The organism is Acinetobacter sp. 129952, assembly GCF_056642055.1.
On the sequence record NZ_JBWVSU010000001.1, the window covers coordinates 458174 to 483891 of the forward strand.

Genomic DNA, 25718 nt, shown 5'->3' on the forward strand with positions numbered 1-25718 from the left:
ACATTTCTTCTGAATATGCTGACTCGAAGCATTTTTGCTTTTCTGGGAATATTGTTATTGGTTTCGCCTGTGTCCTAACATAACTGCATTTGAGAAAGAGATTTATTATTGTTTGTAGTGCCTTGTTTAATTAAGGCAGCATTGTGTTATTTTTTATAAATTTCGGGTTTATTTATGATTTAAATTTTTATCTAAGTTATTTATTTAAAATAAAATATTAAAATTTCACAGAGATATTTCGAAATAAAGATTCAGTATGGTGATATGTGATCTTGCTCATAAATAAGCGTCATAACCCAAAACGATGTTTCAATCCTGAAATGATTAGGACTTTTTTAGAAGTTCAATTTGCTATAAGAAATTAACGTGCTACCGCTGAAGATGGTCAGAACTTGACAGATTTAAATAGTTACAATCCCGCGCCCTGCTTATACATAATAACTAAACTTCCTGCCCTCATATTGATCTAATATCTATAACTTATAACCACTTAAATCTATCAGCCTGTTCAGATCAAATACAAAGTCATAGAGATCATTTCATCTCTTGGCTCGGGCTTCGACTACATCCGACTTTATTTTAATACACCATATCGCGTTAAGTTTGAAGGAGTAAGAGCATGGCCTCTTCTAAAAAAGAATCTAAAGCAATGAAAATTGATATCGGGATTTCGCATGATGATCGCGCCAAAATTGTCGACGGTTTATCCAGACTTTTAGCAGACAGCTATACCCTGTATTTGATGACCCATAATTTTCACTGGAATGTCACCGGCCCCCAGTTCAACAGCCTGCACAACATGTTTATGACTCAATACACTGAGCAGTGGAATGCGCTGGACATCATTGCTGAACGTATTCGGGCTTTGGGTTTTGCAGCACCCGGCACTTATAAACAGTTTGTAAAACTTACCTCCATTAAAGAAGTGGAAGGTGTGCCTAAAGCTGAAGAAATGATACGTTTACTGGTAGATGCGCATGAAACTGTGGCACGTACCGCCAGAAGTATTTTCTCGATCATTGAAGAAGCCAATGATCAGCCGACTGCTGACATTCTCACGCAAAGACTGGAAGTCCACGAAAAAACGGCCTGGATGCTGAGAAGTAATCTGGAACAATAAAATCGGATCGAATCTTTGAGATCAAGCTTATTCACAGGATGAAATAGAAACTTGCGGCAGTGCCATTAAAGTTCGGCTTCATCCTGACGCTTTGATTAGATATGATTTACCGGCGTTCAATGATTAGGTCAACCTGAAAGACAGAATCATTAAAATTAAACCATCAAAATTTAAGGATGTAGGCAATCGCATACATCCTTTTTTAACAAACAGATTGTTTACAGATTATTTCAATCTCATATATGGCTATCATTTTTTGAAAGCTATAAATCTGAAATATCTTTTCGATCGCTTCAAAAAATTAGCCCTCCTGGCTCCTTACAGTACAGCTTAATCTTGAGGAGAATTGCTCGAATCACTTTCAATCCGGCCATCGACCAGATTGATGGTACGATCACAAGTGGCAGACAGGCGCGGATCATGCGTGACTAAAAGTACGGCGCAGTCGCGTTCACGATGCACTTTACGAAACAGTTCAAACATATCAGCCGCGGTCTGGGTATCCAGATTACCTGTCGGTTCATCGGCCAATAATAATGCCGGCTCAGTAATCAAGGCCCGAGCAATGGCCACCCGCTGCTGCTGTCCTCCGGACAATTCATTCGGTTTACGCTCGGCAAATTTTTCCAGTCCCACTGCCGCCAGTAAATCACGTGCGCGTTGCATTGCCTGCTGATTCGGTTTGCCATGCGCCATCATTAAAGGCATGAGAATATTATCCAGTGCACTAAATGCCTGAATCAGATGGTGAAACTGAAATACAAATCCGATGCTGTTGCCGCGCAGCGCCGTACGGCCGGTATCATCCATCGCACTGGTAGGTTGTCCCAACAAATACAGCTCGCCACTCGTTGGTTTATCTAGCAGTCCCAGAATATTCAGTAAGGTACTTTTTCCAGAACCGGAAGGGCCAATAAGTGCAGCAAAGTCGTTGCGATCAATGCGCAGGTCAATGCCATGCAAGACCTCAACCTCATTGGGCTGTCCAATATTATAAGATTTTCGCAGCGCTTCCAGACGCAGAACTTCCTGAGATTGCTCAGACATGACGAATCGCCTCCACCGGGTCGAGTGCTGCTGCCCGGCGTGATGGCACCGCTGCAGCCAGTACGCCTGTTAATGTCGCCAACAATAGCGCCAATATCACCAGTTCAATCGATATCGGAATATAGAATAATCCCGGCCCAAAATTATTAAATACCCACACCAGGCCATAACTGACTATGCTGCCCAGCACTGAACCGAGCAAGCCGAAGATTGCGCCCTGAAACAGAAAAACCCTCAGGATTTGCGATTGGGTTGCACCTGTCGCCCGCAGAATACCAATTTCTCGGGTGCGCTGCACCACACTGACGGACATGACGCTGGCAATCCCGAAAGCCACCGAAATTGCGACAAAGACAATAATCATATTAGTCGACAGGCTTTGTGCAGTAATGGCATTCATCAGTTGTGCATTGGTTTCAATCCAGCTTTCGGCTTTTAATGAGGTCAGGCGTCCGACTTGTGCGGCAACCTGGTCTGCTTCAAAAATATTGGCAATGGTTAGGTCAATCACCGTTACCCCGCCTGGCAGGCCGAGTAAGGACTGTGCCTGCTTGAGATCCAGATAGACATAACGCGCATCCAGTTCGCGCACACCCAGTTCAAAAATACCGGCAATATTCACCAAAGCACTATTTTGTTGACCAGTATCCAGTCGCAACTTGCTGCCGACCTGAACACCGAGGTCTTTGGCCAGTTGACTGCCAATCAGCACATCATCCGCGCCGACCCGCAACTGGCCACTGGTTAAATATTCTTTTAATGGAATGATCTGCTGATAACGCTCCAGATTCATCCCGACCAAGGCCACGGATTCAATCGCATCACCGCGTTGTACAAAGGCCGGTCCAGACACCACCGGCGAGACAGCGGTCAGTACGGGTAACTGGTCTAATGTTTCAGTAATCTGTTGCCAATTGTTGATCGAACGCAGGCGCTGTGCTCGTTTGTCTTCCTGCAATAATTGCACGGTTCCGGCGGGAGACGGCACAATCTGGTTAACTTCATCGGGTGACAACAGGCGAATATGCGCCTGTGTGCCTAAGGTTCGTTCGACAATATTGGCTTGTAGCCCCTGAATCAAAGCGGTGATAAAGACGATTACTGCCACGCCCACGGCGACCCCGATGGTGATCATGATGGACTGCGCGCAACCCTCACGCAAAAAACTGACCGCGATTTTCCATTCGATCCAGAGCCGCCCGAATAAATTTTTCAATCGAAGTTCACCGGTAATTCATTTTTACTATTGGCCATATCAGCAGAATTCTGTAATGAACTCTGTTGTGGTTTTAAGCGAACTCTGGTGCCATCCTCCAATGAAGATTCGGCATCTGCCAGCACCTGGTCACCCTCGCTCAGCCCGGTTTTCACTTCTGACATGGCCAGGCCACGCAAGCCTAAAGTAATCTGCTGACGCTGTACTTTTCCATCACGTACCATTAACACCACGGCTTTATCTCCCTTGATACTGCTTAAAGCATCATTTGGAATAGCCAGTGCCCGGGCTCGTTTGGCCGTCTCGACATTCACCGATACCGTCATGTCCTGACGCAGAAAATCAGGTACGGGGTTGACAGTTAACCTGACCTCTACTGTACCGCGCTGTGGGTCAATACTTGGCGCAATAAAATTGATCCGAGCTGGGAAAGACTGATCCGGATAGGCATCGCTAATGACGGTCGCATTTTGCTGCAAGGCGAGTTGCGGTAAATTCCGCTCATCTAGCGGTACCCGGATTTCTGTATTCCCTGTTAACGCAATGGTAAATAAAGTTTGTCCCGGCTGAACCAGATCACCCGGCTCGACATCGCGTGTCAGTACTGTGCCGGCGACCGCAGCCCGAATCTTGGTTTTGGCCAGTTGAGCCTGTGCCACTGCAAGCTGCTCCCGAAGCGACGCTTCTTCGACTTGACCCGCAGCCAATGCGGCTGCTTTTACCCGAGCTGTCTCATAATTATTGCGCGCGACTCGTTCCGCTTCCACAGCCTGTTCGACTTCTTCCCTCGACAGGATACCGGCTTCTGCATTACGTCGACGTGTAGCTTCTCGGCTGGCTTGCTCCAGCTGGGCTTTGGCACTGGCCAGTTCTGCTGCAGCCTGTGGCCGTCGGCTGCTTGCCAATTCGGTCAATGCCAGCTCGGCCTGTCTGACTTGGGCCAGCAATTCATCCGATTTCAATACCACCAGCAGATCACCCGGTTTAACCTGATCGCCTTCCTGCACCAGACGTTGCAGAACCACAGCACTAATTTCACTGCCTACCTGGGCACGTGAAACTGTCGCAACACGTCCGGTCGCAACAACATTTTGTACCAGCGGCATGGCACTCAGCGTATAACTAGGCACCACTGGCCCCTGCCACCAACGAAATAGAGCAAACCCTACTGCCAGTAGCAATACGATAATGAGCAAAATTTTATAGCGGGCAGCGCGCAATGAGAATCTCCGGTTGATTCGTCTAATTTAAAATAAGAAAGTCAAAACTGTATTTGTTTTTTCCCTAAGGTTTAATTTACAACAAGTTTCTAATTGGAATTATAGGTATTTTGTTGAATTTGAAAAGAATGTTGAGTTCCTGTCCACTTTTATGAGCTAGCTTAAGTCGGTGTCAGTGAATTTAATCAATAACAGATCCAGACACGGGATCAGGTAACAGAAAATTGTATTAAATTTCTCTTGAGTTCAAGGAATGGGAGCTTTCATTAAAAAACAGGCTAGATCATGATAGAGCTCGCCTGTTCAATCGCTTGGGTGTTAATTGGATATTAGTTAAATGTTAGACCGTACGACGCAATGGCTGATCACGTTGCGCCAGACTTTCGCCCATCGGCACAAGCCGTCTATCAGGATCAATCTTTTGCCAAGGCAGGTCATTCGGGTCTGCTTTCATGGCTCCAGGCGCTTTCGCGACTAAAATGGCAGCAGCCATGTCCTGAAAATCTGCACGAAAATGTACCGAGCTTTTCACCACGATGATCGATTTATCTTGAGGCACAACACCAAAAATTCTAAACATATTACGATCGAGCAACTGGGCTTTGTAGGAACTGACTGCAATTTCAATACCATCTATTTCCAGTAATACACTCGGGCCGATATCCGCCTCAACGCCATGCATCATGGGCCCGCCATAGCTGAATTTCCCATCGCTATAGGCTTTGATTTTAAATTCAGCGCTAAATAGAGCATCCCCCGCAATACCTGATGTTCCGCCCAATTTCGCATAAAAATGCTGACCAAGCTCAAGCTGATAGGCTTGTTGCACCACCGCAGGATCAACAATAAGCCCAATCAGTGCATTTTTAACCTGATGCCGATGTAGCGCCGATAGCATCCCGGTCGTATTCGAATCACCACCGGCTCCCGGATTATCCTGAGTATCTGCAATCACCACGGGTCTGGTCGAATGATGCTGTTGATAAAGTTGAAGTGCCTGCAGGACGGCATGATCGGGTGATAAAAAACCCATATTCCAATGCGTTTCTTGTTGCAGCACATGGGCGATATAGCGTTGCATGGCCTGATCTAACTGCTCAGCGTTTTCACTATAACCCCAGATACAACCACCACATTCCTCAAAATCTGCCGCCGGAAAACCCGGCGTGAAATTCATCTGGACAGGATTATTTTGTTCTAGCTGTTCGAGTAAATTCATACAAGACTGGGTAGGTTCCAGCTCGGTACATTGTGCATTCAGCGCAATCAAAAACGGCAGCTTATACATTTGCTTATGCAGCTTTTTACCCCGGAATATTTGATCTAGCAGTTGGGCACAGCGTTGTCCGGTTTGAGCCATATCTACATGCGGATAGGTCCGATAGCAAATCAGCACATCACTATGGGCAAACATCGCTTGCGTGACATTGGCATGGAAATCCAGACTGGCAATTACCGGAATATCCGACCCGACTGCTTCACGAACCCGTCTTAACAATTCGCCTTCACCATCATCCACCTGTTCACTGACCATAGCACCATGCAGATCCAGATACACCGCATCTGCCGGATGCTGCTGGATGCTTGCAATAATTTCATCACAGATCCGCTGGTAAGTGTCCTGCTCTACATGCGCTGAAGGTGAAGTGCCCGCCCAGATCACCGGTAAAAGTTGATACCCGAATTGTTCCGCTTGTTGAATAAAACCGCCAATCGGAATGTTCTGTTCCCGAAATTTCAGGATATCTGCGCCGCGGCTAAGCGGCGGAAATCCCCCACCCTGGACAAAATCCGCGTAGCTTGCTTTGGTCGGGGCAAAGGTATTGGTTTCATGTTGAAAGCCCGCAATGATGATTTTCTTCATATCCTGAATCCTTCCTATGCTACGTATTGATTATTTATCGACAATTAAGGCAGCGCGTGTTACTTGCTCGGGAACAACTTGCTTTTTCAGTCTGAAGGCATAAATCAGGAAAGCGCCACCGAGCATCATGATCACAGCAATCGTGAACCAGCCTGCCAGCATGGAACCGGTCATTGACTGTGCCATGCCCATAATATTTGGACTGACAAAACCACCGAGTAATCCGATACTGTTAATCAGGGCAATTCCGCCTGCTGCCGCACTACCGCTTAAGTATTTCGATGGAATTGACCAGAAAATGGTATAGGCACTAAACATAAAGGCCGTTGCGGTACAGATCGCAATAAAGGACAGCAGGAAATTCGCACTGATCACCGACAACATCAAGCTGACTCAGGCCAATACCGTCGGCACTACACAATGCCATTTCCGTTCCTGCCATTTGTCCGAGCTGCGGGCAAAAATGATCATGAAAATTGCACCGCATAAATATGGAATCGCCACCAGCCAACCAATCATCTGCAAATTTTGGATACCGCCCGACTTCAGTAAAGATGGTAGCCAGAAGCCAATCGCATAGATCCCACAGATAATGGTGAAGTAGGCCAAGGCCATGAAATAAATCCAGGGATCCTTTAATACCGCTTTAAAATTACTATGACCAGTGGCAGACTGATGTTGGGAAATTTCTTTCACCAATAAGGCTTTGTCCTCTTGAGACAGCCATTTTGCTTGTGAAGGATGATCGGTTAAATAAAAGTACGCTACGCAACCCAATAGCACGGTTGGCACAGCTTCTAATAAAAATAACCATTGCCAGCCAGAAAGATTATAAATCTGATGGAAAGTACTCATAATTTGCGTCGATAACGGCGCACCTAACATGCCAGCGAGCGGCCCAGCCAGCATAACAATCGCCATCACACGTGCCATGCGTGCACCGGAATACCAATAGGTCAGATAGAAAATCATGCCCGGGGCAAAACCGGCTTCGAATACACCCAACAAAAAGCGCAAGATATAAAACATTTGTGGGGTGGTGACAAACAGCATCGACATGGAGGTCAGGCCCCACAAAATCATGATACGGGTAATGGTTTTTCTGGCGCCGACTTTTTCAAAATACAGGTTGGTCGGCACTTCAAACAGCACATAACCTAAAAAGAATATGCCGGCTGCCATGCCATAAATTGCATCGTTAAAGCCCAGCTCCTGTTGCATTTGCAACTTGGCAAATCCGATATTGATCCGGTCCAGATAAGTAAAGAAATAACACAGCAATAAAAATGGCAGTAGTCGCCAGCTTACTTTCTTGTAAATCTGGTCTAACCGTTGCTGATGGGAGGTCATTAAATCCATCTAAAACTCCTTTTTATCTAGATCTTCTTATTGTTCAAAACAATGTAAGCATGCTCCTGACTTGATAACAATGTAATTTATTCGGCATACTGATGCTTTAAAAGCATCAGAGTTTTTATGGACAGAAACTTGCAATTCCTTGCGCCACTGAACGGAATCAATGAAAAGCGTTTGCGTTATTTCTATACGGTGATGATGTTTGGCTCGATGCGCAAAGCGGCAGATATCCTGAATATTGAACAGTCCGCCATGAGCCGACAAATTCAACTCTTTGAATCAGAATTAAAAATAAACCTGTTCAAACGTAAGGGACGGCATATTATTCCGACTGAAGCCGCCTATCTGGTACTTGAGTATTTCAAGGAAAATAAAAATCGTGAAAATGAATTATTTGACAGTTTATTTCAGCTGCAATCTTCTCAACTTGGCAAAGTGAATATTGTTTCAAGCGAAAGTTATATGCAACATATGATTTATGATGTACTTCGACATGTGCATCATAAATATCCAAATCTTGAAATCCAGTTAGAATTAATGAGTGCCCAGCATGTGGTACGACATATTGTGGACAGCCTGGCGCATATTGGATTGGCGTATAATCCTCCATTTCATACAGACATCAGCACCATTGCTCATAAAATAGAACCTTTTATTCTGGCTGTTCCTGCCGGTCATCCTCTTGCCAAGCTCAAGCATCGTATTTGTCTCTCTGAAATTTCAGCCTATAAATTTGCCTTAATGCCCGTAGGGCATGGTTTTCGTCAGCTACTCGACAGTGAAATGGTACGCTTACAAGTGAACCTGAATATTGGCCTGACCACCAATTCTATTTATGCCTTAAAAAATTATGTGGTGGCTGGACATGGGATTTCTGCCATGCGCTATGCAGATATCGCAGATGCAGTTAAAGAAGGTCAGGCCGTTGCCTTAACTATTGATTCCGAACTGTGCAACACGGCTCAAACCCAACTGATGGTTCGTAAAAACACCCATTTGTCAGAGTCGAAGCATTTATTAATCGAGCGCATTCATTCTAGTTTTGATTTGATCTTTTAAATTGCTTATAAAATTTAGGCAATAAAAAAGCCACTTAATTAAGCGGCTGATTTATAACAAGAATTTTGATGGAGGTGGCGTCAATTGAACTCAAATCCTAACCTATTCATTCTAAATATATTTTATTGAATAAAAAAATTCATTGACCCAATTTTGACCCAAATTAGATTTAGTGCATTGAATCACTTTAAAATCTTGTTCAAATCCGAATTCAGGATTTGAAGTGGCGTACGGCATTATAGCAGAAAATTATACCTAAAAATAAATGCAATGTTATATCATTACATTTAGCTCATTATGATATTAATAATCACATCAAGCTCAGTATAGTTCAATTTTTTAATTTGTACTTTTGCTTAGGACTCTTTGGGTTATTAGGGAGCGTTCGTTCAATTACCCCAGCCTCCAATGCTGGATTTAAATATTTTTTTTGGAATGTTGCTCGGTGTGACAAGTCTAATAAAGCCATCAGCTCAGTTAGGTTATATTCCTTCTGCTCCATATGCTGGATGAGATATTTAACTTGATCGCTAACTTGAGTGGTATCTTGATCGCTGGCATCAGAACTAAGTATTGCATCTAGAATCATCTGCAAAATAAACTCAATAAAAGGTGCAGAATCTGAACGATCTGTGCTCGCTTACAATGCATCGTAATAAGCTTTTTGGTTTTGATAAATCAAGCTTTCTACAAGGATATTGAGAAAAATTGGATTCCACTGGCTTAAGATTAAAGTTTGCCACAAACGCTCTATTCGCCCATTACCATCAGTAAATGGATGTATAAACTCAAATTCATAATGAAATACTGAACTGTGAATTAATGGGTGCTCATTACCTTCAGCCAGCCATTGTAAGAACTTTCCCATTAAACAGTGGACTTAATCAGGCAACCTTCAATATGTCGTAAAATTCTTGAGGCTGTTGGCTCTGAAACTCCGTAACGCATAGCAACGTGAAATAAGGTTTGAGATTCTCGCCAACAAATCAGACAGGGCAGAACTTGATCCTCGATACTCAACTTAGACAATCTACCTTGAATAGAAGCGCAATTTTTTTTGATTGCTCAATCCTTAAATAAAAGATTTACCAAGAGATGTGTATATCACTTAAACTGTGATTCAGAAATTTCTTTGAATCGATGTATTTTCATTTGTAGATTATGCATCGTCATCAAGAAAATAATCTACGAATCCTCATCGAAAGAATGCTGATTTTTTTGCCTAGTGAAAGATATTTAAGGTTAAGATAATTTATTATTATTTACATAAAAACAAATACTTATATACAAGCATTTAAGATTTAATCAAAAAAATCAACAATATTTATCTTTATTAATAAAAACTTTCTATACAAAAAGAATTATTAACTTAAACTTTGAAAAAAAAATATATATATTTTTCATACATTATTTATGTAATTATTTCATTAATATCCTAAATTATTACTTTAAATAATTATTTTAATGGAAAAAAATTGGTTAGTAAGGACAAATCAAACCATTACCTTTTTGCCCATGGTCATAGTTATATTTATAGGACTAATTGGCTATGAATGGGTACGTACAGAACTGGTGGGAAGCTGGATTCTTCTAATTGGCTTTATTCTACTGGGACGCTTTTTAAATGCAGTTCAGTCCGTTGTACTAAGTATTGTCATTTTTATTACTCTTTTTATTTATATTTTATTTAATGTCCAAGCTGACAGCATGGATATTAATACTCGCTTCTTGCAGCTTTTTATTCTACCTGTAGCGCCACTTCTACTTAGTATTTACTATGAAATGATGTCGACCAACAGGCAAACCGACAATTTACTGGATACTTATCGTAAAAATCTGACCCATAAAACATTACCTATCAGTACTTATTTCTATACCCAAACTCAAGTTCAGGATATGTTAAATCTGAATCTGATTCCTCAATACGATGAAATTTATATAGAAATTACCAACCACAGTTTATTAAGAGATATGTTGCAGGTGGATGAACTAAAACTGTTGCAACAAAAAATTATCCATGTGCTGGAAAATAAGTTTGAAGTTCCTCACTTTTCCTTTACTGATAGCCGGCTCTCGGTCTTGCGCGTAATTATGATTGCCGATCGAGAATCTACTATTTCCAAACAACTGATTGAAAAAATCAAACAGATTGAACTGATTAAAACAGAGATTACTCATCTACCCCATCATCAGGGCCGACCCTCCTTGGAGGAACGCCTATGAGTCATTTTTTGCATGTCTGCGGTCTGATCGTTTCAGTCAATACACTGCCTGACCCAGTACTGAGTTCTTATTATCAACAATATTATCAATGTGAGCTTAAAACAGCCGATCCTGTTCAGCAACAAGCTTCCTCAGATATTACGCAAATTCCAGCCTACTTCCCAGTTCCTAGGAAGTTATGGCCGGTATTTAGCTTTGATCAAATACACTACGAAACTTATCAAAACATGAAAAATCAGGGTATTAAACCGGGTTTAATCATTCCTGAAAATTTCATGAAACCGTCAATCTACTTTCAGATCAAACAGGAGGTTTCGGAAGGTGCTATCCCGATTCTTGATCTAAGCAGTATCGAACCAAAGCGTTTTCGCGGACTTGCGACCCTCGCCACCAGTGCAGGTCTACGTCCCATGGCTGCCTATATACAGGATGGCTGGAATCCGAATCTCAAAACTTTACCTGCGGGACTTTACATTGTTCAGGCCAATCCTGGACAACTGCCTTTACCCGCCCGTTTAATTCAATCGGGTCAGCAACAATTTTACACCGCCTACCCACAAACTGCTTTCAATGGTACCGGAATTATCCTGAATCCTCAGGCGCCACTTGCCGAAAGTGAGATCGCTTATCCTGAATTGGGAATTTCCTGGACCTTTTTAAATACACGCTTTGACAGCCAACTGAACCGGACGCATACCAATCCATTCGGCTATGTCTTGCTCTCAGCAGGAATCGTAATCTTGCCATTACATCTGGTGCTCTCGACCCATTACCCTAATTTATTAAGCTTCTGGGGTACCTCTACTTCCTGGGCATCCGTTGTTGTGATCGTTATCTTAATGCTCATCCTCCTGATCACCATGTTATGGCGGAGGTTCAAAAAATCATGAGCATGATCGATATTCTGTTTATTACTGGCTTTATCGGGATCTGGATTCCACAGGCCTTTTGGGCCTGGCTCAGCTTTTCTGCCTGGCGCTATTCGATTCGAGCCAGTCAGGAACTGACCAATTTAGCAATACCTGAACGTTGGCCCATGCTGAGTGTACTGGTGCCGGCATATAACGAAGCACTGGTGATTGAAGATACCTTACGCTCTCTAGCTGCACAGGATTATCCGGCTGAAAGCTATGAAGTACTGCTGATTAATGATGCCTCCAAAGACAATACCCAGGAAATTGCCGATCGTATGGCAGCCGAATTTCCAGTCATTCGGGTCATCAATGTGCCTAAAGGTCAAGGCGGTAAAGGTAAATCCAGAACTTTGAATAACGGACTCAAACATGCCCGCGGAGAATTGATTGCGGTTTATGATGCGGACAGTACGCCAGAGCCAGATTGTGTGCGACTGATTGCCCAGACCTTGCTGGCAGATTCTAGTCTGGTCGCAGTGAATGGCAAAGTTCGTACCCGCAACTGGAAAGACAGCCCCCTTAGTACCTTTATCGCTATCGAGTTTATCTATTTCCAGTGGATTTTTCAGGGTGGACGCTGGCTGCGTTTCCGTCTTTCCACCCTAATGGGAACCAATTATGTGATCTGGCGAGATGCACTCGATATTCTAGGCGGATTTGACGAAAAATCCTTGGTCGATGACACCGAAATGAGTTACCGGATTTTTCTGGGACATAAACGGATTAAATGGGTGCCTTATGCCGTAGGCTGGCAACAGGATCCGGGCGACCTGAATATTTTTATCAAACAACGCTCGCGTTGGACTCAAGGTAACTTTTATGTAACCCGTAAATATTTAAGAACAGCGCTCCGGCATCCTTTTCCAATCGGAATGGAGATCGGCAACAATATTATGTGTTACATCATTTTTGTGCCAGCCCTGTTCTTAAGTCATATGACGCTGGTGGTTGGTCTACTCGGTATTGATGGCACCACGATTCCCGGTCCATTTACCTTACTCTTCATTTTGGCCTTTATTCTTTATCTGGTCCAGATCTGGTTCACCCTCAGTCTGGAAAAAGAAGTGCCTAAACGATTTTACTTCTATGCCTTTATCGCTTATTTCACCTATTCACAGGTATTTCTCCTGATTGTCTTTAAAGCCGCCTGGGACATGTTAAAAGGCAAAATCAAGGGTGAGGGAATTACTTGGTACAAGACAGAACGAAAGAAGGAAAAAAAATGATCATGCACATAAAAACAGCTCCTTTGAGATTAATGTCTTCACTTATCTTGGCATTGTCTAGTGCACCTCTCTATGCGGCCACCTGGAAGCTTGATGATGTAGTTGCACGGCATGTAGAGCAAACTACACCTTACTTTTTTTATGTTGGAAAAGGTGAAAGCTGGCAGGATGTCCAGTTCAGCAGTCAGTTTAATGTACAGGGTAGCAGTACAGTGATTGTCCGGTATGACAATCAGCTGATTCATCAACAAAATTTGAGTGGTAAAGGCACATTAAATTTTAGCCTCCCCCCTGCCGACAGCGGTTTTCATCGGCTGGATATCAGTATTTTACAAAAACCAGGACCTGGACAAAGTACTGCCAATATTTGTCTTGAATCAAGCAATTTACAGACTACCTTGACTCTACCAAATCTGAGTTACCAATCGCAGCGTAACAGCATGCAGCTGAATCAACTCCCGGATGTCCTGTTCAATAGCCAATTGAACCGCTCAGAACCAGTACAGGCACTGCTAGGTTTTAATACGGCAAATTTCCTGGAAGCCACCATGATGAGTAGGCTGGCAACGGCCTGGAATTTTGCGACACCTGTGCAATGGCGGCTAAATACCACTCCTGAATCAGCACCTGATTTCATGATCAATATTCAGCGTTCGGCCGCAAAATTACCCGCAGCACGGATGAGTCTAAATCAGGTTAACCAGGTACCAAGCCTGACGATTGAATACTCTTCAGAATCCCAATTATTGATGGCCGTCAATGCCCTGCTCAATCAGCAATATCTGGCACAACTAAATACTGCAACAGCGAGTTTAAATGGCCCTGTCGCACGACCAAACTGGGCCAGTGTACGCCGTTTTGAAAGCTTGGCTGATCTGGGCATTTCCGATTTCAAACTAGACAATACTCCCAAAAATATTTCACTGGTCTTTCCTGCTGTTTGGGAAGCTACGGATATTTTAAAGGGTCAGCTTAATTTCCGTTCGCAAAGCGGACTCTTACAAGGCTCGACCTTACAGGTTTGGCTCAATGAAGTACTCGCAGGTAGTACCAGTCTGGCAAAACTGGATTCCAGCCCGGTTGAGCGGCAGTTTGAATTTGTAGGTGCAGATTATCCCTATACCAACAGCTTTAACATGACGGTGAGTAATAACCAGTTAAATAGCAATAATTGTCTACCTAATGCGGGTAATGCCTTATGGATTGATGCTAAAAAATCCAAGCTTAGTCTGCCTTACCAGATGAAACAGGGAGTCATCAGCCTGTCTACAGTTTTTGACAAGACTCCTGAAATTGCCATGAATACGCCTGTAGCCACCCCCATCGCGATCAGCCTGGCTCAAGTTGCCAAGAACATGCTGCTCAGTAATGATCCAATTGGTCTGAATATCACCCAGCTGAATCCAAGTACACCTAAAATCATTAATATCCTGTTGAATGCCCAGCGTTATCAATCCGAATTGCAAAAATACAGTCAGATTCTTTACTTACCTACTACGGCAAATGGTAGTTTGATCACCATCAGAAACGGGAGTTTCTGGATTTATAGCGACAACAACCTCGGGGTAGAAAATTTTGCCCGCTTCTGGCCGCAAATCCAGCAGAAAATCCCGAACAATACTGCGGCCTTGTTTATTTCTGCCCAAGGGCAAATTACCGTACTTAGTCAAACCGCTATAGAAAATGCAGAAACCCCGATAATTGAACAGATTTCTATGCGAACTATTGCTATTATTCTAGTGATTGTTGCTGCGCTTATTATAGGGCTGCTGTTCTGGCGCAGAACCCGTAAGGCACAAAAAACCAAAGAAGAATAATGATGAAAAAATACCTGATTTTAGGCTTACTAGTGTTACTGGCACTTCCTGCCTTGGCTTTTACTGGCTCTGCGTTTTTTATGGCACGTGCAGATGCTAAAGCGGTAACAGCGCCTAAAATTGAGGGTATTTTCTGGCAGGTTGACCAGATGAGTCACGCCTCCGGTAACTGGCACTTATTAGGCATCGATACCTTAGTCACTCAATGGAGTATTGTAGACGGACGCTCCTTTTTTAAAGAAATCTCCGGAGCCCAATGGCAACATCAGCCGGACTGGAATACGATTACCGAACAACCCTGGTCCAAGCAGGTTATCTTAGGTCTGGCAGGCATTTTTCAGGAACCTGTGGCACGTGAAAATATTGACCAGCTCTTTTTGCAATCCCAACAGATTATTAAAACTTCTCTTCCAGTTCAGCCTGCTGCTTATTATTTTCCTGTAGAAGCTGACCCAAGCTGGCATGGAGTTGCCAATCTGGCGCGTTATGTTGCCGAGTTCCAGCGACCAGTCTGGATCAGCATTTATAGTGCAGACCGCAAATCACGTTTTTTACATTATTGGCTTGAAAGCTGGTTGCCTGATAATGCTCAAGTCTTTTTTCAGGATGGCGTCGGTGTGGGCACGCGCAGCCCCGAAGAAGCGGCGGTGATTTATCAAAATCTTAAACATCAGGTTGGTGACAAAAGAGTTGTGATTATTCTCGAAGCTTTCCGGCCTAAACCGGGAGGCGGCTTTCGTGCAGCTTATCCTTGGGAAATTGCAAAACAGTTAAAAGCTTATGCTGGAGAGCGTGTCTATATTTTTGATGGTCCACATTATTTAAATAAAGCCAGTGTGCTCTGGCTTTATTTGTGGATGAAAATCAATTACTAAGCTCTGGCTGTTAAATCTTGCAGCATCTGTTCCAAAATACGTTCCGAAGCATGACCATCACCAAATGGATTTTCGACTTCTGCATGTTGTCGATAATAGGCTGAATCATCCATTAGACGAGAAAACTCTTGTACGATTTTGGCCTGGTCGGTACCGACCAGTATTCCACACCCTGCTTCAACCACTTCGGGGCGTTCAGTTACATCCCGCAGTGTGAGCACCGGTTTTTGATAAGTGGGGCTTTCTTCCTGAATACCGCCTGAATCAGTCATAATAAAATAGGCTGCACCTAAAACAGCCAGTAAATCCGGATAATCCAGAGGTTTTAACAAATGTACCTGCGGATGATCCAGAAACTCGCGATAGGCAATTTCATATACCTGCGGATTGAGATGCACAGGCCAAGCAAAATGCAGCTCTGGATAACGGCGACATAGTGTATGGATGGCGGCACAGATATTTTGAATACCTTCACCAAAATTTTCCCGTCGATGTGCGGTCAGCAAGACCAGTTTATCTTGCTCACTTAATTTCAGCCCCATTCGCTCTAACCTTTGCTCAGACTGCTGAGAAGAAGATTGCATTAAATCACGGGCATGATAAATAGCATCAACCACGGTATTACCGGTAATAAAAATCTGCTGGTCCGGAATATTTTCCTGACGCAAGTTTTCTGCAGAACGCCAGGTAGGGGCAAAATGCCAGCGGGCCAAACGGGAAACCAGTTGTCGGTTACCTTCTTCCGGAAATGGATGCATCAGATCAAAAGAGCGTAATCCGGCTTCAACATGCGCCAGATGAATATTCAGGTTAAAGGCCACCAGAGCACCTGCAAGTACAGTGGTGGTATCCCCTTGCACTATAATTACATCACATTTCGGCATGTCACGATATACTTGATCGAGTTCGGTCAATGCCTTGCTTAATAGAATATTTAGACTTTTGCCAGGTTGCATGATTTGCAGATGATGATCAATCTTGATTTGGAAAAACTCGATCGCATCCTGTACCAATTCCAGATGCTGACCGGTAAATACCACACTGACTCTAAATCGTGAATCCTGCTGGGCTTTTAAGATGACGGGTGCTAATTTAATCAGTTCAGGGCGAGTACCAAAAATAAAAGAAAGATCAATCGGCATGGTTAAAAGCTCCAGTAATAAGTCAGTTCCACTCGGGTATTATCAAAAGTTCTTTTTCCAGACACAGGTGCCCCATTTACATATTTGCCATACATCTGTTCAACACGTAGCTTGACCGGAAAGTCTGCAGGTTGCCAGGCTATACCCGGTCCCAGCTCTGCCAGGTTGTTATAAAACTCGTTATTGGAGTCATTAATCGTATGTAGCTTCAGATAAGTCTGGATATTGCCTAGATGATCCCGGTTAAAGTTCCAACCGGTACGCAAGCGCAGGTCGCCAATTACATTATAATCTTCACGTGAATAGCTCGCTGCATTGCCATACAGTTCGGCAAAATACTGAGTCTTCTGGGTAACCGGACTATGACTGGTTTCGGAATCATGCCAATACCATTCCTGATAACTGGTCAAACCAAAATTAATACTTTCCCTGAATTTGTCTCGGTTTAAATCGATTAGATCATAACTTCCGCCGAGTTCCAGATATAGATAGAGCGGCCATTCCCAAGGACGGTAATTTGTTCCAACACCGACAATGGCTGCATTCTGGTCAATAATCTCAGGTCGCGCACCGCCGGTAGATTGGGTATCCCTGTTAATGCTGGCAAAGCCATAAATCTGGCCACGGTTCTCTTCTCCCCAATAACGTCCATAACGGAGCTTCAAGGGCAAGATGGCTGTGTCATAACGTCCTTCAAAAGAAGGAGAAAAATAGATATCAGCAAAGGTATTTTGAGTCTGACCACTTGTTGTTCCACTTAAATTGAGTACTGCTTGTTGGGCTTTTGCTGCAGTTTCAGGATTTGAGGAACTTTGCAGTTTTTTAAATATTTCTAAAGCCTCGGGATTACGCTGAGCAGCATTCAATAGATAAGCTTTTTGCAACAACAATTGTTCATCATTTGGTGTTAATTCAAGCGTTCGATCAATATAGATTAAGGCTTGATTATTATTATTTTTACGCATTTCCAGATAGGCCCAAGTTTTCCAGACCTTTGGATCTCTCGGTGATTTTTGACTAATCTGCTGTAAAAGTTGTGTTGCCTGTTCGAGATCCTTTTGTTCAACTTGGTAATATTGTTCCCACAATATATAAGTTTCAGGAAGGGTTTGCGCTCGAGTTGATAAAGTTATAATAATCAGGAAAATACTTGAAATAGTAGGTAATCTTTTCATTTTAATGCATGAATTAGAATATTATAGTTCACACTATAACAGCAATTTATTTTAAACTTAATGTGAATTAAATTAAGTTACTAAACTCTCTATTTTTTTAACAGGAGATATGATATTCACAGAAAATATGAGAACATTACTATTATAAATCCTACTCAAACTGATAAATCTATTATTCAAATAATAATTTTCTTATTTATGCGGTAACTTAGCTGATTGCTCTTATCCTCCTATTTTTCACGACCAATTGCTTATCCGCGATTCGGGCTAATTATTTAAATTAAAAATTATTTAATATCCTAAAAAACGGATAAAGATCTGGAGGATTCGGATAGCTCTGTAGGATGAATTTCTCTTTAATAAGGGAAATTACCCTAATGGACTAGAGGATACAACAATGACCTCACGCAGCATTACTGAATGGCAGGGCTTCGTTAAGAACTGTATTGATTTTCGTCCACACGATGGTGTGTACCGGATTGCTCGAGACATGTTCACTGAAGCTGAACTGTTTGACCTTGAGATGGAACAAATCTTTGAAAAAGTCTGGATTTATGCCTGTCATGAAAGTGAAATTCCAAATAATAATGATTTTGTGACCGTTCAAATTGGTCGCCAACCCCTGATTATCAGCCGTGACAGTAATGGTGAACTTCATGCCATGGTTAATGCATGTGAACACCGGGGTGCTACCCTGACACGTGTCAGCAAAGGAAACCAAACCACGTTTACTTGTCCTTTCCATGCATGGACCTATAAGTCAGATGGCCGCTTGATTAAAGTCAAAGCGCCAGGTGAATATTGCGAACACTTCGATAAAACCACACGTGGTCTCAAACAAGGTCGCATTTCTAGTTATCGTGGGTTCGTATTTGTCAGCTTAGACAGTCAGGCGACAGATTCTTTAGAGGATTTCTTAGGTGATGCCAAGGTCTTTCTCGATTTAATGGTTGAGCAGTCACCAACGGGTGAGCTTGAAGTATTGCAAGGTAAATCAGCTTATACCTTTGCAGGCAACTGGAAATTACAGAATGAAAATGGTTTAGACGGTTATCACGTCAGTACAGTGCACTATAACTATGTATCGACTGTACAGCATCGTCAGCAAGTGAATATCGAAAAAGGAGCTGACTTAGATACGTTAGATTACAGCAAATTAGGTGCTGGTGATTCTGCAACTGATGATGGTTGGTTCAGCTTTAAAAATGGTCATAGTGTATTGTTTAGTGATATGCCCAATCCAACAGTCCGTCCAGGTTATAGCACTGTAATGCCATACCTTTTAGAAAAATACGGAGAAAAACGTGCCGAATGGGCAATGCATCGTTTAAGAAATCTGAATTTGTACCCTAGCCTATTCTTTATGGATCAAATCAGCTCTCAGTTACGTATTATTCGTCCTGTGGCATGGAATAAAACAGAAGTTATTAGTCAATGTATTGGGGTTAAGGGTGAGTCTGCCGAAGCACGTCGTAACCGTATTCGCCAGTTTGAAGACTTTTTTAACGTGTCAGGTTTAGGCACCCCAGATGACCTTGTAGAATTCCGTGAACAACAAAAAGGTTTCCAAGCTCGACTCGAGCGCTGGAGTGATATTTCTAGAGGTCATCATACTTGGGAATATGGTATTACCCAAAATGCTCAAGATTTAAACATTAAGCCAGTCATTACTGGACGTGAATTTACCCATGAAGGCCTGTATGTCAATCAACATGGTCAATGGCAACGTTTAATGCTAAATGGCCTAAATAAAAAAGCATTAAAAATGCAAGATGTGACTTTTGAGCAACACACTATCAAGGACGAGGTGTAATCATGACTGCTGAACTTAACTTTGCTGTTTCTCAGTTTTTAATCAAAAAAGCTGAACTTTGTGATACCTATGATTGGGATGCTTATCTTGATCTATATGATGAAGATAGTGAATACCATATTCCACAGTGGATTGATGATCATAACTATATCCAAGATCCGAATCAGGGCTTGTCGTATATTTATTATGAAGACCGTACAGGGCTGGAAGACCGAATTTTTCGCATCCGTACCGGTAAGGCGGCCTCTGCCACCCCCCTACCACGCACCTTACACATGATTAAGAATGTTCGGGTTAAAGAACTAGATGATGGCTTAATTGAAGCAAAAGTAGCATGGCACACCCTGTATAACCGTCAAGGCTTGGAAGGCAGTTTTTATGGTCATGCCACTTATACCTTACGCAAAGATCAAGATAGCTTCCGTATCCGCCGTCAACATACAGTTTTGCTAAATGACAAAATTGACTCTGTCTTAGACTTTTATCATGTTTAAGGATCAATACTATGACTTATTCAGTCGCGCTCAATTTCGCTGATGGTAAAACCTTCTTCATCTCTGTACATGATGACGAATTGCTGCTCAATGCAGCAATTCGTCAAGGGATTACACTACCTTTGGATTGTCGTGAAGGGGTATGTGGAACCTGTCAGGGCCAATGTGAAAGCGGTTCTTACGAACAGGAATATGTCGATGAAGAGGCACTCAGTGAACGCGATTTGGCAGAACGTAAGATATTGGCTTGCCAAACCCGGGTAAAATCTAATGCTTCTTTTTACTTCGATCATAATTCAAATCTTTGTAATGCTGGCGAATCTTTAAAAATTGCCACTACAGTGACTGCAGTAGAACTTGTTTCTGAAACCACGGCCATTTTGCATATTGATGCCAGCAGTTATAAGCAACCTTTGAACTTTTTACCGGGTCAATATGCACGTCTGCAAATTCCGAATTCTGAGGAATGGCGTTCTTATTCTTTTGCAAACCAGCCTAATGCAACCAACCAGTTGCAATTCTTAATTCGCCTGCTGCCAAACGGTGTAATGAGCAATTACTTGCGTGAATGTTGTGAAGTAGGACAGACCATTTATATGGAAGCTCCTTTAGGCAGTTTCTATTTGCGTGAAGTCGAGCGCCCCTTGGTCTTTATTGCTGGTGGGACGGGATTATCTGCCTTTTTAGGGATGCTGGATAATATCGCTGAACAACCTAATGCCCCAGCAGTACATCTTTATTATGGCGTGAACCAAGAAGCCGATTTGTGTGAACAACAACGTTTACATAAGTATACCGAACGGATGCCTAATTTTAAGTATCAGCCAATAATTAGTAAGGCGTCAGAAAGTTGGACTGGTAAAACCGGTTATATTCAGGACCATTTAAATAAAGACCAGCTTGCAGAGCAAGCATTTGACATATACCTATGTGGGCCACCCCCAATGATTGAAGCGGTAAAAGACTGGCTGGAAGATCAAGCCCTACAGGACTACCGCATTTATAGTGAAAAATTTTTGCAAAGCAATACAACGAATCGTTTTTAAGAACATGGGAATACCCAAAATAAAAGTATTGAGCTTTATAGCTTGGATGTAAATCAAACACCTACTTAAGGAAAATAGCATGGAACGCAAACAAATTAGTGATCTGGTTAAGCAAATGAATGTAGACACCGCCACTGGACCTGTCGACACACGAGTACAGGAAATCATTGTCCGTTTAGTCACAGATCTTTTTCAGGCCATTGATGAGCTCGATATTCAGCCGTCTGAAGTGTGGAAAGGCTTAGAATATTTAACTGATGCTGGACAAGCTAATGAACTGGGCCTACTCGCAGCTGGCTTGGGATTGGAGCATTTTTTAGACTTGCGAGCTGATGAAATCGACTTAGAAGCAGGTATCACTGGAGGTACGCCACGTACCATTGAAGGCCCTCTGTATGTAGCAGGTGCACCTGAGTCTGTGGGTTTTGCCCGTATGGATGATGGCTCTGAGTCTAATCAAATTGATACTCTCATTATTGAAGGGACAGTAACCGATACAGAAGGTAATGTAATTGAAAATGCCAAAGTCGAAATATGGCATGCAAACAGTTTAGGAAATTATTCCTTCTTCGATAAAGCTCAATCAGACTTCAACTTACGCCGCACAATTTTTGCCGATGATAAAGGAAAATATGTAGCGTTAACCACGATGCCGGTCGGTTATGGCTGTCCTCCAGAAGGTACTACACAGGCTTTGCTAAACAAGTTAGGCCGTCATGGTAATCGCCCTTCCCACGTGCACTATTTTGTATCTGCGCCTGGATTCCGTAAGCTCACCACCCAGTTCAATATTGAAGGTGATCAATATTTATGGGATGACTTTGCTTTCGCAACGCGCGATGGTTTAGTCGCAACAGCAGTAGAAGTTACCGATCCAAGCGAAATTAAATGTTATGGCGTAGATAGACCTTTTAAACATATTACATTTAATATATCTCTGGTCAAAAACAGTGTTTCAGCGCCTTCAGCAGAAGTTGAACGTCGTCGCTTATGTGCATAGTGCTCTTTTTCTCTCCACTTGAACTGAGTCTTAATCTGAGTTCAAGTGGAGGGTTTTAAATTAAGCTAAACTTAATTATATCATCCCCATTTTCTAAACTTCTCAATTGAAATAGATATTTTTTATCCTTAATTATTTTACTTTTCTCTAAAAAACTGATGTATCTATCTTCAATCCTATTTTATTAAAAAAATAATATATTCCTAAAAGCCTCTAGTCTTTTAGCACAATCTTCTCTTTGGAAAATCTTTTCTTCACACATCATACCCCCAATCTTTTTTAGTTATTTAGCTAAATATCCCAATTATCTGATTTGGAAAAAATGGATGGTGTTTAGGAATTTCTGGATAGTTTAAAAGAAGCAAAAAGCGTTCAATCAATACTCTGAAAAAGTTTTTTAAGTGAATGAAATACAGCAAGGAATAATCAATTTCTCTAAGGAAGGTATGAGATGATAGGTCAGCAAGGAATAAAAGTAGGATCAAAAAAATCATTTATATTATTTAGTATTTTAAGTGGAATAAGCTTATCTGGCCAAGCGGAAACAACTGAGCAAGAATGGAAATTTACACTTAAAAATGTTTATATTGAACGAGATTTTGACTCTTCTTCAATAAAAGATATCGGAAGCTGGTCACAATCAGCATCATTGTTTTATACGTCGCAAATGAAGGATACTCCGCTTAGTCTTGCAGGAAGTCCTATCACTATAGGTGTCAATGCTTCAACCCAATATGCAGTACGTCTCAGCTCAGACAAACATGTACCTGATGCTATTTTACCGTTTGATCCTATCACTCAATCACAAGCTGCTGACTATTTTAAATATGGGGCTACCTTAAAATTAGGCTATCAAGATACGCTATTGAGCTTAGGAGAGCTTTGGCTAGATCTTCCTTTGACTACAGTTGACGGTAGCCGTCAGCTACTGAACTCTTATTGGGGTGGAAATTTACGTTCTCAAATAAATGATCAACTGCAGCTTGAGCTTGGACATATCACTAAGTTATCTCCAAGAAATGAAGAAGATTTTCGCAAGTTTTCTTATACTGCTGCAGGAGTCAAACACTATTCAGATGCTCTAAATTATATTGATCTGCGCTATCAAGTTTCACCCAATTTAAAAACAGAATATTATTTTGGTAATCTCGAAAATCTTTATAATAAACATTACTTAGGTATTGAGCATAACTGGAAAGCCGATCATTTTTCTTTAAATTCAAGGCTAAAATATTTTAATGCGCAACAGGACAATAACCAACTCAATATAGATGCGCAAAACATTGGTTTACTTGAAACCGTAAAGATAAAGAACCACGGTATCGGTATAGGTTATCAACAAATTATGGGTGAATCTGCCTATCCTTTACTTGATGGTTTTTTACCTGAGCCTTATTTTATCAATTGGAATGCAACAGGATTTTTTAAAGAAAATGAAAAGTCTTATCACTTCATCTATAGCTACGATTTTAAAGATTATATTCCAGGACTGAATACAACACTTAAATATGTATATGGTAATAACTTTAACGCCGCTGATGGTCGCGAAAATAGAGAAAGTGAAGCTAATTTTATTGGAAGCTATGCATTTCAACAACCCTATCTTAAAGGTTTAGCTTTGCAATATCTTTTAATTGATTATCACGTTAAATATGGCACTGATTTCACAGAGAATCGTTTTTTTGTAAATTACAGTAAAAAATTCTAAAAATTTTAAGGGAATAAAGATGAAAACAATTGATCTTAATACGGTGATAGACCGTGAAAAACTATCACCATTACAATGGCTAGTATTTACGCTAGGCTTTTTAGTATTTTTTTGCGATGGTTTAGACACTGGTATTATTGGTTTTATTGCACCTGCATTATTAGATGATTGGGGGATAAGCAAACCTCAACTTGCACCAGTTTTGAGTGCTGCCCTGGTCGGTATGTCGATTGGCGCTATTCTGTCTGGCCCTCTTGCTGATAAATTTGGGCGGAAAAAAGTTATTACTTTTACCACATTACTTTTTGGTGTATTTACAGTTTTATGCGGACTTGCTACTTCAACACAAGAGTTGATGATTTACCGGTTCATTACTGGTATTGGCTTAGGTGCAGCTATGCCAAATATTAGTACAATTGTTTCAGAATATATGCCTGTAAAACGTAAAGCATTTTTAACTGGATTGGCAGGTTGTGGATTCATGCTTGGAATTTCTTGTGGCGGCCTTCTATCCGCTTATTTATTAGAGAGTTTAGGCTGGGCTAAAGTCATTATTATTGGCGGTGTTATTCCACTTATTCTGGTCATTATACTACTCGTCAAATTGCCAGAATCACCACAATATTTAATCAAAAATAATCAACTCTCAAAAGCTCAGCATATTTTAGAGCTTATACAAGGAAAACCCTTTTCCGATATAATCACAATTAGATTGGCTCATACTGAAATACAGTCTACTCAAAGTCCTGTTAAGCAAGTTTTAAGTAAATATTTAGTAAGCTCAAGTATGTTATGGCTTTGCTGTTTTATGAGCTTATTAGTCTTTTATCTTTTAACCAGTTGGATGCCAGTCATTTTAAAAACAGCAGGTTTTACTACTCAGCAATTCAGCTTAATTGCCGCTATCTTTCCTTTTGGTGGAGTAATTGGCGCTATAATCATGGGTTGGTATATGGATAAAACCAATCCTAATACAGTTATTCGATACTCTTATCTGGTTGCTTTTGGCTTATTTATTGTAGCAGGCTTCTTAAGTTCAGACATATTTTTCTTTGGAATTACCATATTCTTAATTGGTGCTTTGCTTACTGGTGCTCAATCTTCCTTACTACCTTTAGCAGCCATTTCCTATCCTTCAACCTGTCGAGCTGTAGGCGTCTCATGGATGCATGGCATTGGTCGAATTGGAGCAATTTTAGGTGCTTTCTTTGGATCCTTAATTTTCACATTTGATCTGAGTTTAAGCGGCTTATTCTACATCCTTGCAATTCCTACATTTATTTCATTTATTGCCTTGAGTTTAAAAGTGTTAAGTGAGAAATCAAAATACCCAGAACAAACTGAAATTAAAGAAATAGCTTAAACTAATCTAATAGCATTAAAAGCCAGATTTAAATCTGGCT

22 protein-coding genes and 1 pseudogene are annotated in these 25718 nt (G+C 41.7%); 13 read left to right on the top strand and 10 right to left on the bottom strand.

All coding sequences use genetic code 11. From position 1 onward, the window contains the following. Positions 1-619 precede the first annotated feature (619 nt). Complete coding sequence (locus tag AC1IR0_RS02190) at positions 620-1120, top strand: Dps family protein (RefSeq protein ID WP_004646199.1); 501 nt, start codon at positions 620-622, stop codon at positions 1118-1120. Between the two features lie 330 nt (positions 1121-1450). Here AC1IR0_RS02190 and AC1IR0_RS02195 read toward each other — a convergent pair whose 3' ends face one another. The 6 genes from AC1IR0_RS02195 to AC1IR0_RS02220 form a co-directional block, all read right to left on the bottom strand. After that, positions 1451-2167: an ABC transporter ATP-binding protein gene (locus tag AC1IR0_RS02195; RefSeq protein WP_004646198.1), complete on the bottom strand. Its 717-nt coding sequence runs from the start codon at positions 2165-2167 to the stop codon at positions 1451-1453. Continuing rightward, complete coding sequence (locus tag AC1IR0_RS02200; protein WP_409653464.1) at positions 2160-3383, bottom strand: ABC transporter permease; 1224 nt, start codon at positions 3381-3383, stop codon at positions 2160-2162. The genes AC1IR0_RS02195 and AC1IR0_RS02200 overlap by 8 nt, the downstream gene beginning before the upstream one ends. Then, a complete protein-coding gene (locus AC1IR0_RS02205) occupies positions 3380-4603 on the bottom strand; it encodes an efflux RND transporter periplasmic adaptor subunit (protein WP_409653466.1) in 1224 nt (407 codons plus the stop codon). Before AC1IR0_RS02205 ends, AC1IR0_RS02200 begins: the two co-directional genes overlap by 4 nt. 340 nt (positions 4604-4943) lie before the next feature. Further along, on the bottom strand, positions 4944-6467 hold the full coding sequence (locus AC1IR0_RS02210) for a M81 family metallopeptidase (RefSeq protein ID WP_409653469.1): 1524 nt from the start codon (positions 6465-6467) through the stop codon (positions 4944-4946). A gap of 30 nt (positions 6468-6497) precedes the next feature. Continuing rightward, entirely contained in the window at positions 6498-6851 is a 354-nt protein-coding gene (locus AC1IR0_RS02215) for an MFS transporter (RefSeq protein WP_409653472.1), read from the bottom strand. 9 nt (positions 6852-6860) lie between these two features. Then, a complete protein-coding gene (locus AC1IR0_RS02220) occupies positions 6861-7826 on the bottom strand; it encodes an MFS transporter (RefSeq protein ID WP_409653476.1) in 966 nt (321 codons plus the stop codon). A 117-nt stretch (positions 7827-7943) separates the two neighbouring features. On the opposite strand from AC1IR0_RS02220, the gene AC1IR0_RS02225 reads away from it, so the two are divergent. Next, positions 7944-8882: a LysR family transcriptional regulator gene (locus tag AC1IR0_RS02225; RefSeq protein WP_409653479.1), complete on the top strand. Its 939-nt coding sequence runs from the start codon at positions 7944-7946 to the stop codon at positions 8880-8882. Positions 8883-9213: 331 nt separating this feature from the next. On the opposite strand, the pseudogene AC1IR0_RS02230 reads toward AC1IR0_RS02225, so the two are convergent. Together AC1IR0_RS02230 and AC1IR0_RS02235 are read right to left on the bottom strand one after the other, a co-directional pair. Further along, positions 9214-9753: pseudogene (locus AC1IR0_RS02230) on the bottom strand (Fic family protein); the annotation flags it as partial. Continuing rightward, on the bottom strand, positions 9750-9911 hold the full coding sequence (locus tag AC1IR0_RS02235) for a helix-turn-helix domain-containing protein (RefSeq protein WP_409653482.1): 162 nt from the start codon (positions 9909-9911) through the stop codon (positions 9750-9752). The pseudogene AC1IR0_RS02230 and the gene AC1IR0_RS02235, both read right to left, overlap by 4 nt. 435 nt (positions 9912-10346) lie before the next feature. On the opposite strand from AC1IR0_RS02235, the gene AC1IR0_RS02240 reads away from it, so the two are divergent. Genes AC1IR0_RS02240 through AC1IR0_RS02260 form a run of 5 tightly spaced genes read left to right on the top strand, consistent with a single transcriptional unit; the run spans position 10347 to position 15937 of the window. Continuing rightward, complete coding sequence (locus AC1IR0_RS02240) at positions 10347-11105, top strand: hypothetical protein (RefSeq protein ID WP_409653485.1); 759 nt, start codon at positions 10347-10349, stop codon at positions 11103-11105. Then, complete coding sequence (locus tag AC1IR0_RS02245) at positions 11102-11995, top strand: hypothetical protein (RefSeq protein WP_409653488.1); 894 nt, start codon at positions 11102-11104, stop codon at positions 11993-11995. The genes AC1IR0_RS02240 and AC1IR0_RS02245 overlap by 4 nt, the downstream gene beginning before the upstream one ends. Beyond that, the gene (locus AC1IR0_RS02250; RefSeq protein ID WP_409653491.1) at positions 11992-13245 is read left to right on the top strand and encodes a glycosyltransferase family 2 protein; all 1254 of its coding nucleotides are present in this window, start codon (positions 11992-11994) and stop codon (positions 13243-13245) included. Before AC1IR0_RS02245 ends, AC1IR0_RS02250 begins: the two co-directional genes overlap by 4 nt. Then, positions 13242-15062 carry a hypothetical protein gene (locus AC1IR0_RS02255; RefSeq protein ID WP_409653493.1) on the top strand — a complete coding sequence of 607 codons (1821 nt, stop codon included), beginning with the start codon at positions 13242-13244 and terminating at the stop codon, positions 15060-15062. Before AC1IR0_RS02250 ends, AC1IR0_RS02255 begins: the two co-directional genes overlap by 4 nt. Then, on the top strand, positions 15062-15937 hold the full coding sequence (locus AC1IR0_RS02260) for an alpha-amylase family protein (RefSeq protein WP_313563975.1): 876 nt from the start codon (positions 15062-15064) through the stop codon (positions 15935-15937). The genes AC1IR0_RS02255 and AC1IR0_RS02260 overlap by 1 nt, the downstream gene beginning before the upstream one ends. On the opposite strand, the gene wecB is transcribed toward AC1IR0_RS02260, so the two are convergent. Together wecB and AC1IR0_RS02270 are read right to left on the bottom strand one after the other, a co-directional pair. Then, positions 15934-17079: a non-hydrolyzing UDP-N-acetylglucosamine 2-epimerase gene (gene wecB, locus AC1IR0_RS02265; RefSeq protein ID WP_409653496.1), complete on the bottom strand. Its 1146-nt coding sequence runs from the start codon at positions 17077-17079 to the stop codon at positions 15934-15936. The genes AC1IR0_RS02260 and wecB overlap by 4 nt on opposite strands. A 2-nt stretch (positions 17080-17081) precedes the next feature. Then, on the bottom strand, positions 17082-18254 hold the full coding sequence (locus tag AC1IR0_RS02270) for a tetratricopeptide repeat protein (RefSeq protein WP_409653499.1): 1173 nt from the start codon (positions 18252-18254) through the stop codon (positions 17082-17084). 397 nt (positions 18255-18651) lie between these two features. Here AC1IR0_RS02270 and antA point away from each other — a divergent pair, with 397 nt between their 5' ends. The 6 genes from antA to AC1IR0_RS02300 all read left to right on the top strand — a co-directional run bounded on the left by antA (position 18652) and on the right by AC1IR0_RS02300 (position 25678). Further along, entirely contained in the window at positions 18652-20067 is a 1416-nt protein-coding gene (antA, locus tag AC1IR0_RS02275; RefSeq protein WP_409653502.1) for an anthranilate 1,2-dioxygenase large subunit, read from the top strand. 2 nt (positions 20068-20069) lie between these two features. Next, on the top strand, positions 20070-20561 hold the full coding sequence (gene antB / locus AC1IR0_RS02280) for an anthranilate 1,2-dioxygenase small subunit (protein ID WP_005107634.1): 492 nt from the start codon (positions 20070-20072) through the stop codon (positions 20559-20561). Positions 20562-20572: 11 nt separating this feature from the next. Then, positions 20573-21607, top strand: coding sequence for an anthranilate 1,2-dioxygenase electron transfer component AntC (gene antC / locus AC1IR0_RS02285; RefSeq protein WP_005107636.1), 1035 nt, complete (start codon positions 20573-20575; stop codon positions 21605-21607). 79 nt (positions 21608-21686) lie between these two features. Further along, entirely contained in the window at positions 21687-22607 is a 921-nt protein-coding gene (gene catA, locus AC1IR0_RS02290) for a catechol 1,2-dioxygenase (RefSeq protein ID WP_409653507.1), read from the top strand. A gap of 451 nt (positions 22608-23058) precedes the next feature. Further along, positions 23059-24315: an OprD family outer membrane porin gene (locus tag AC1IR0_RS02295; protein ID WP_100355936.1), complete on the top strand. Its 1257-nt coding sequence runs from the start codon at positions 23059-23061 to the stop codon at positions 24313-24315. 19 nt (positions 24316-24334) lie between these two features. Continuing rightward, positions 24335-25678, top strand: coding sequence for an MFS transporter (locus AC1IR0_RS02300; protein WP_005107639.1), 1344 nt, complete (start codon positions 24335-24337; stop codon positions 25676-25678). Positions 25679-25718: the final 40 nt, after the last annotated feature.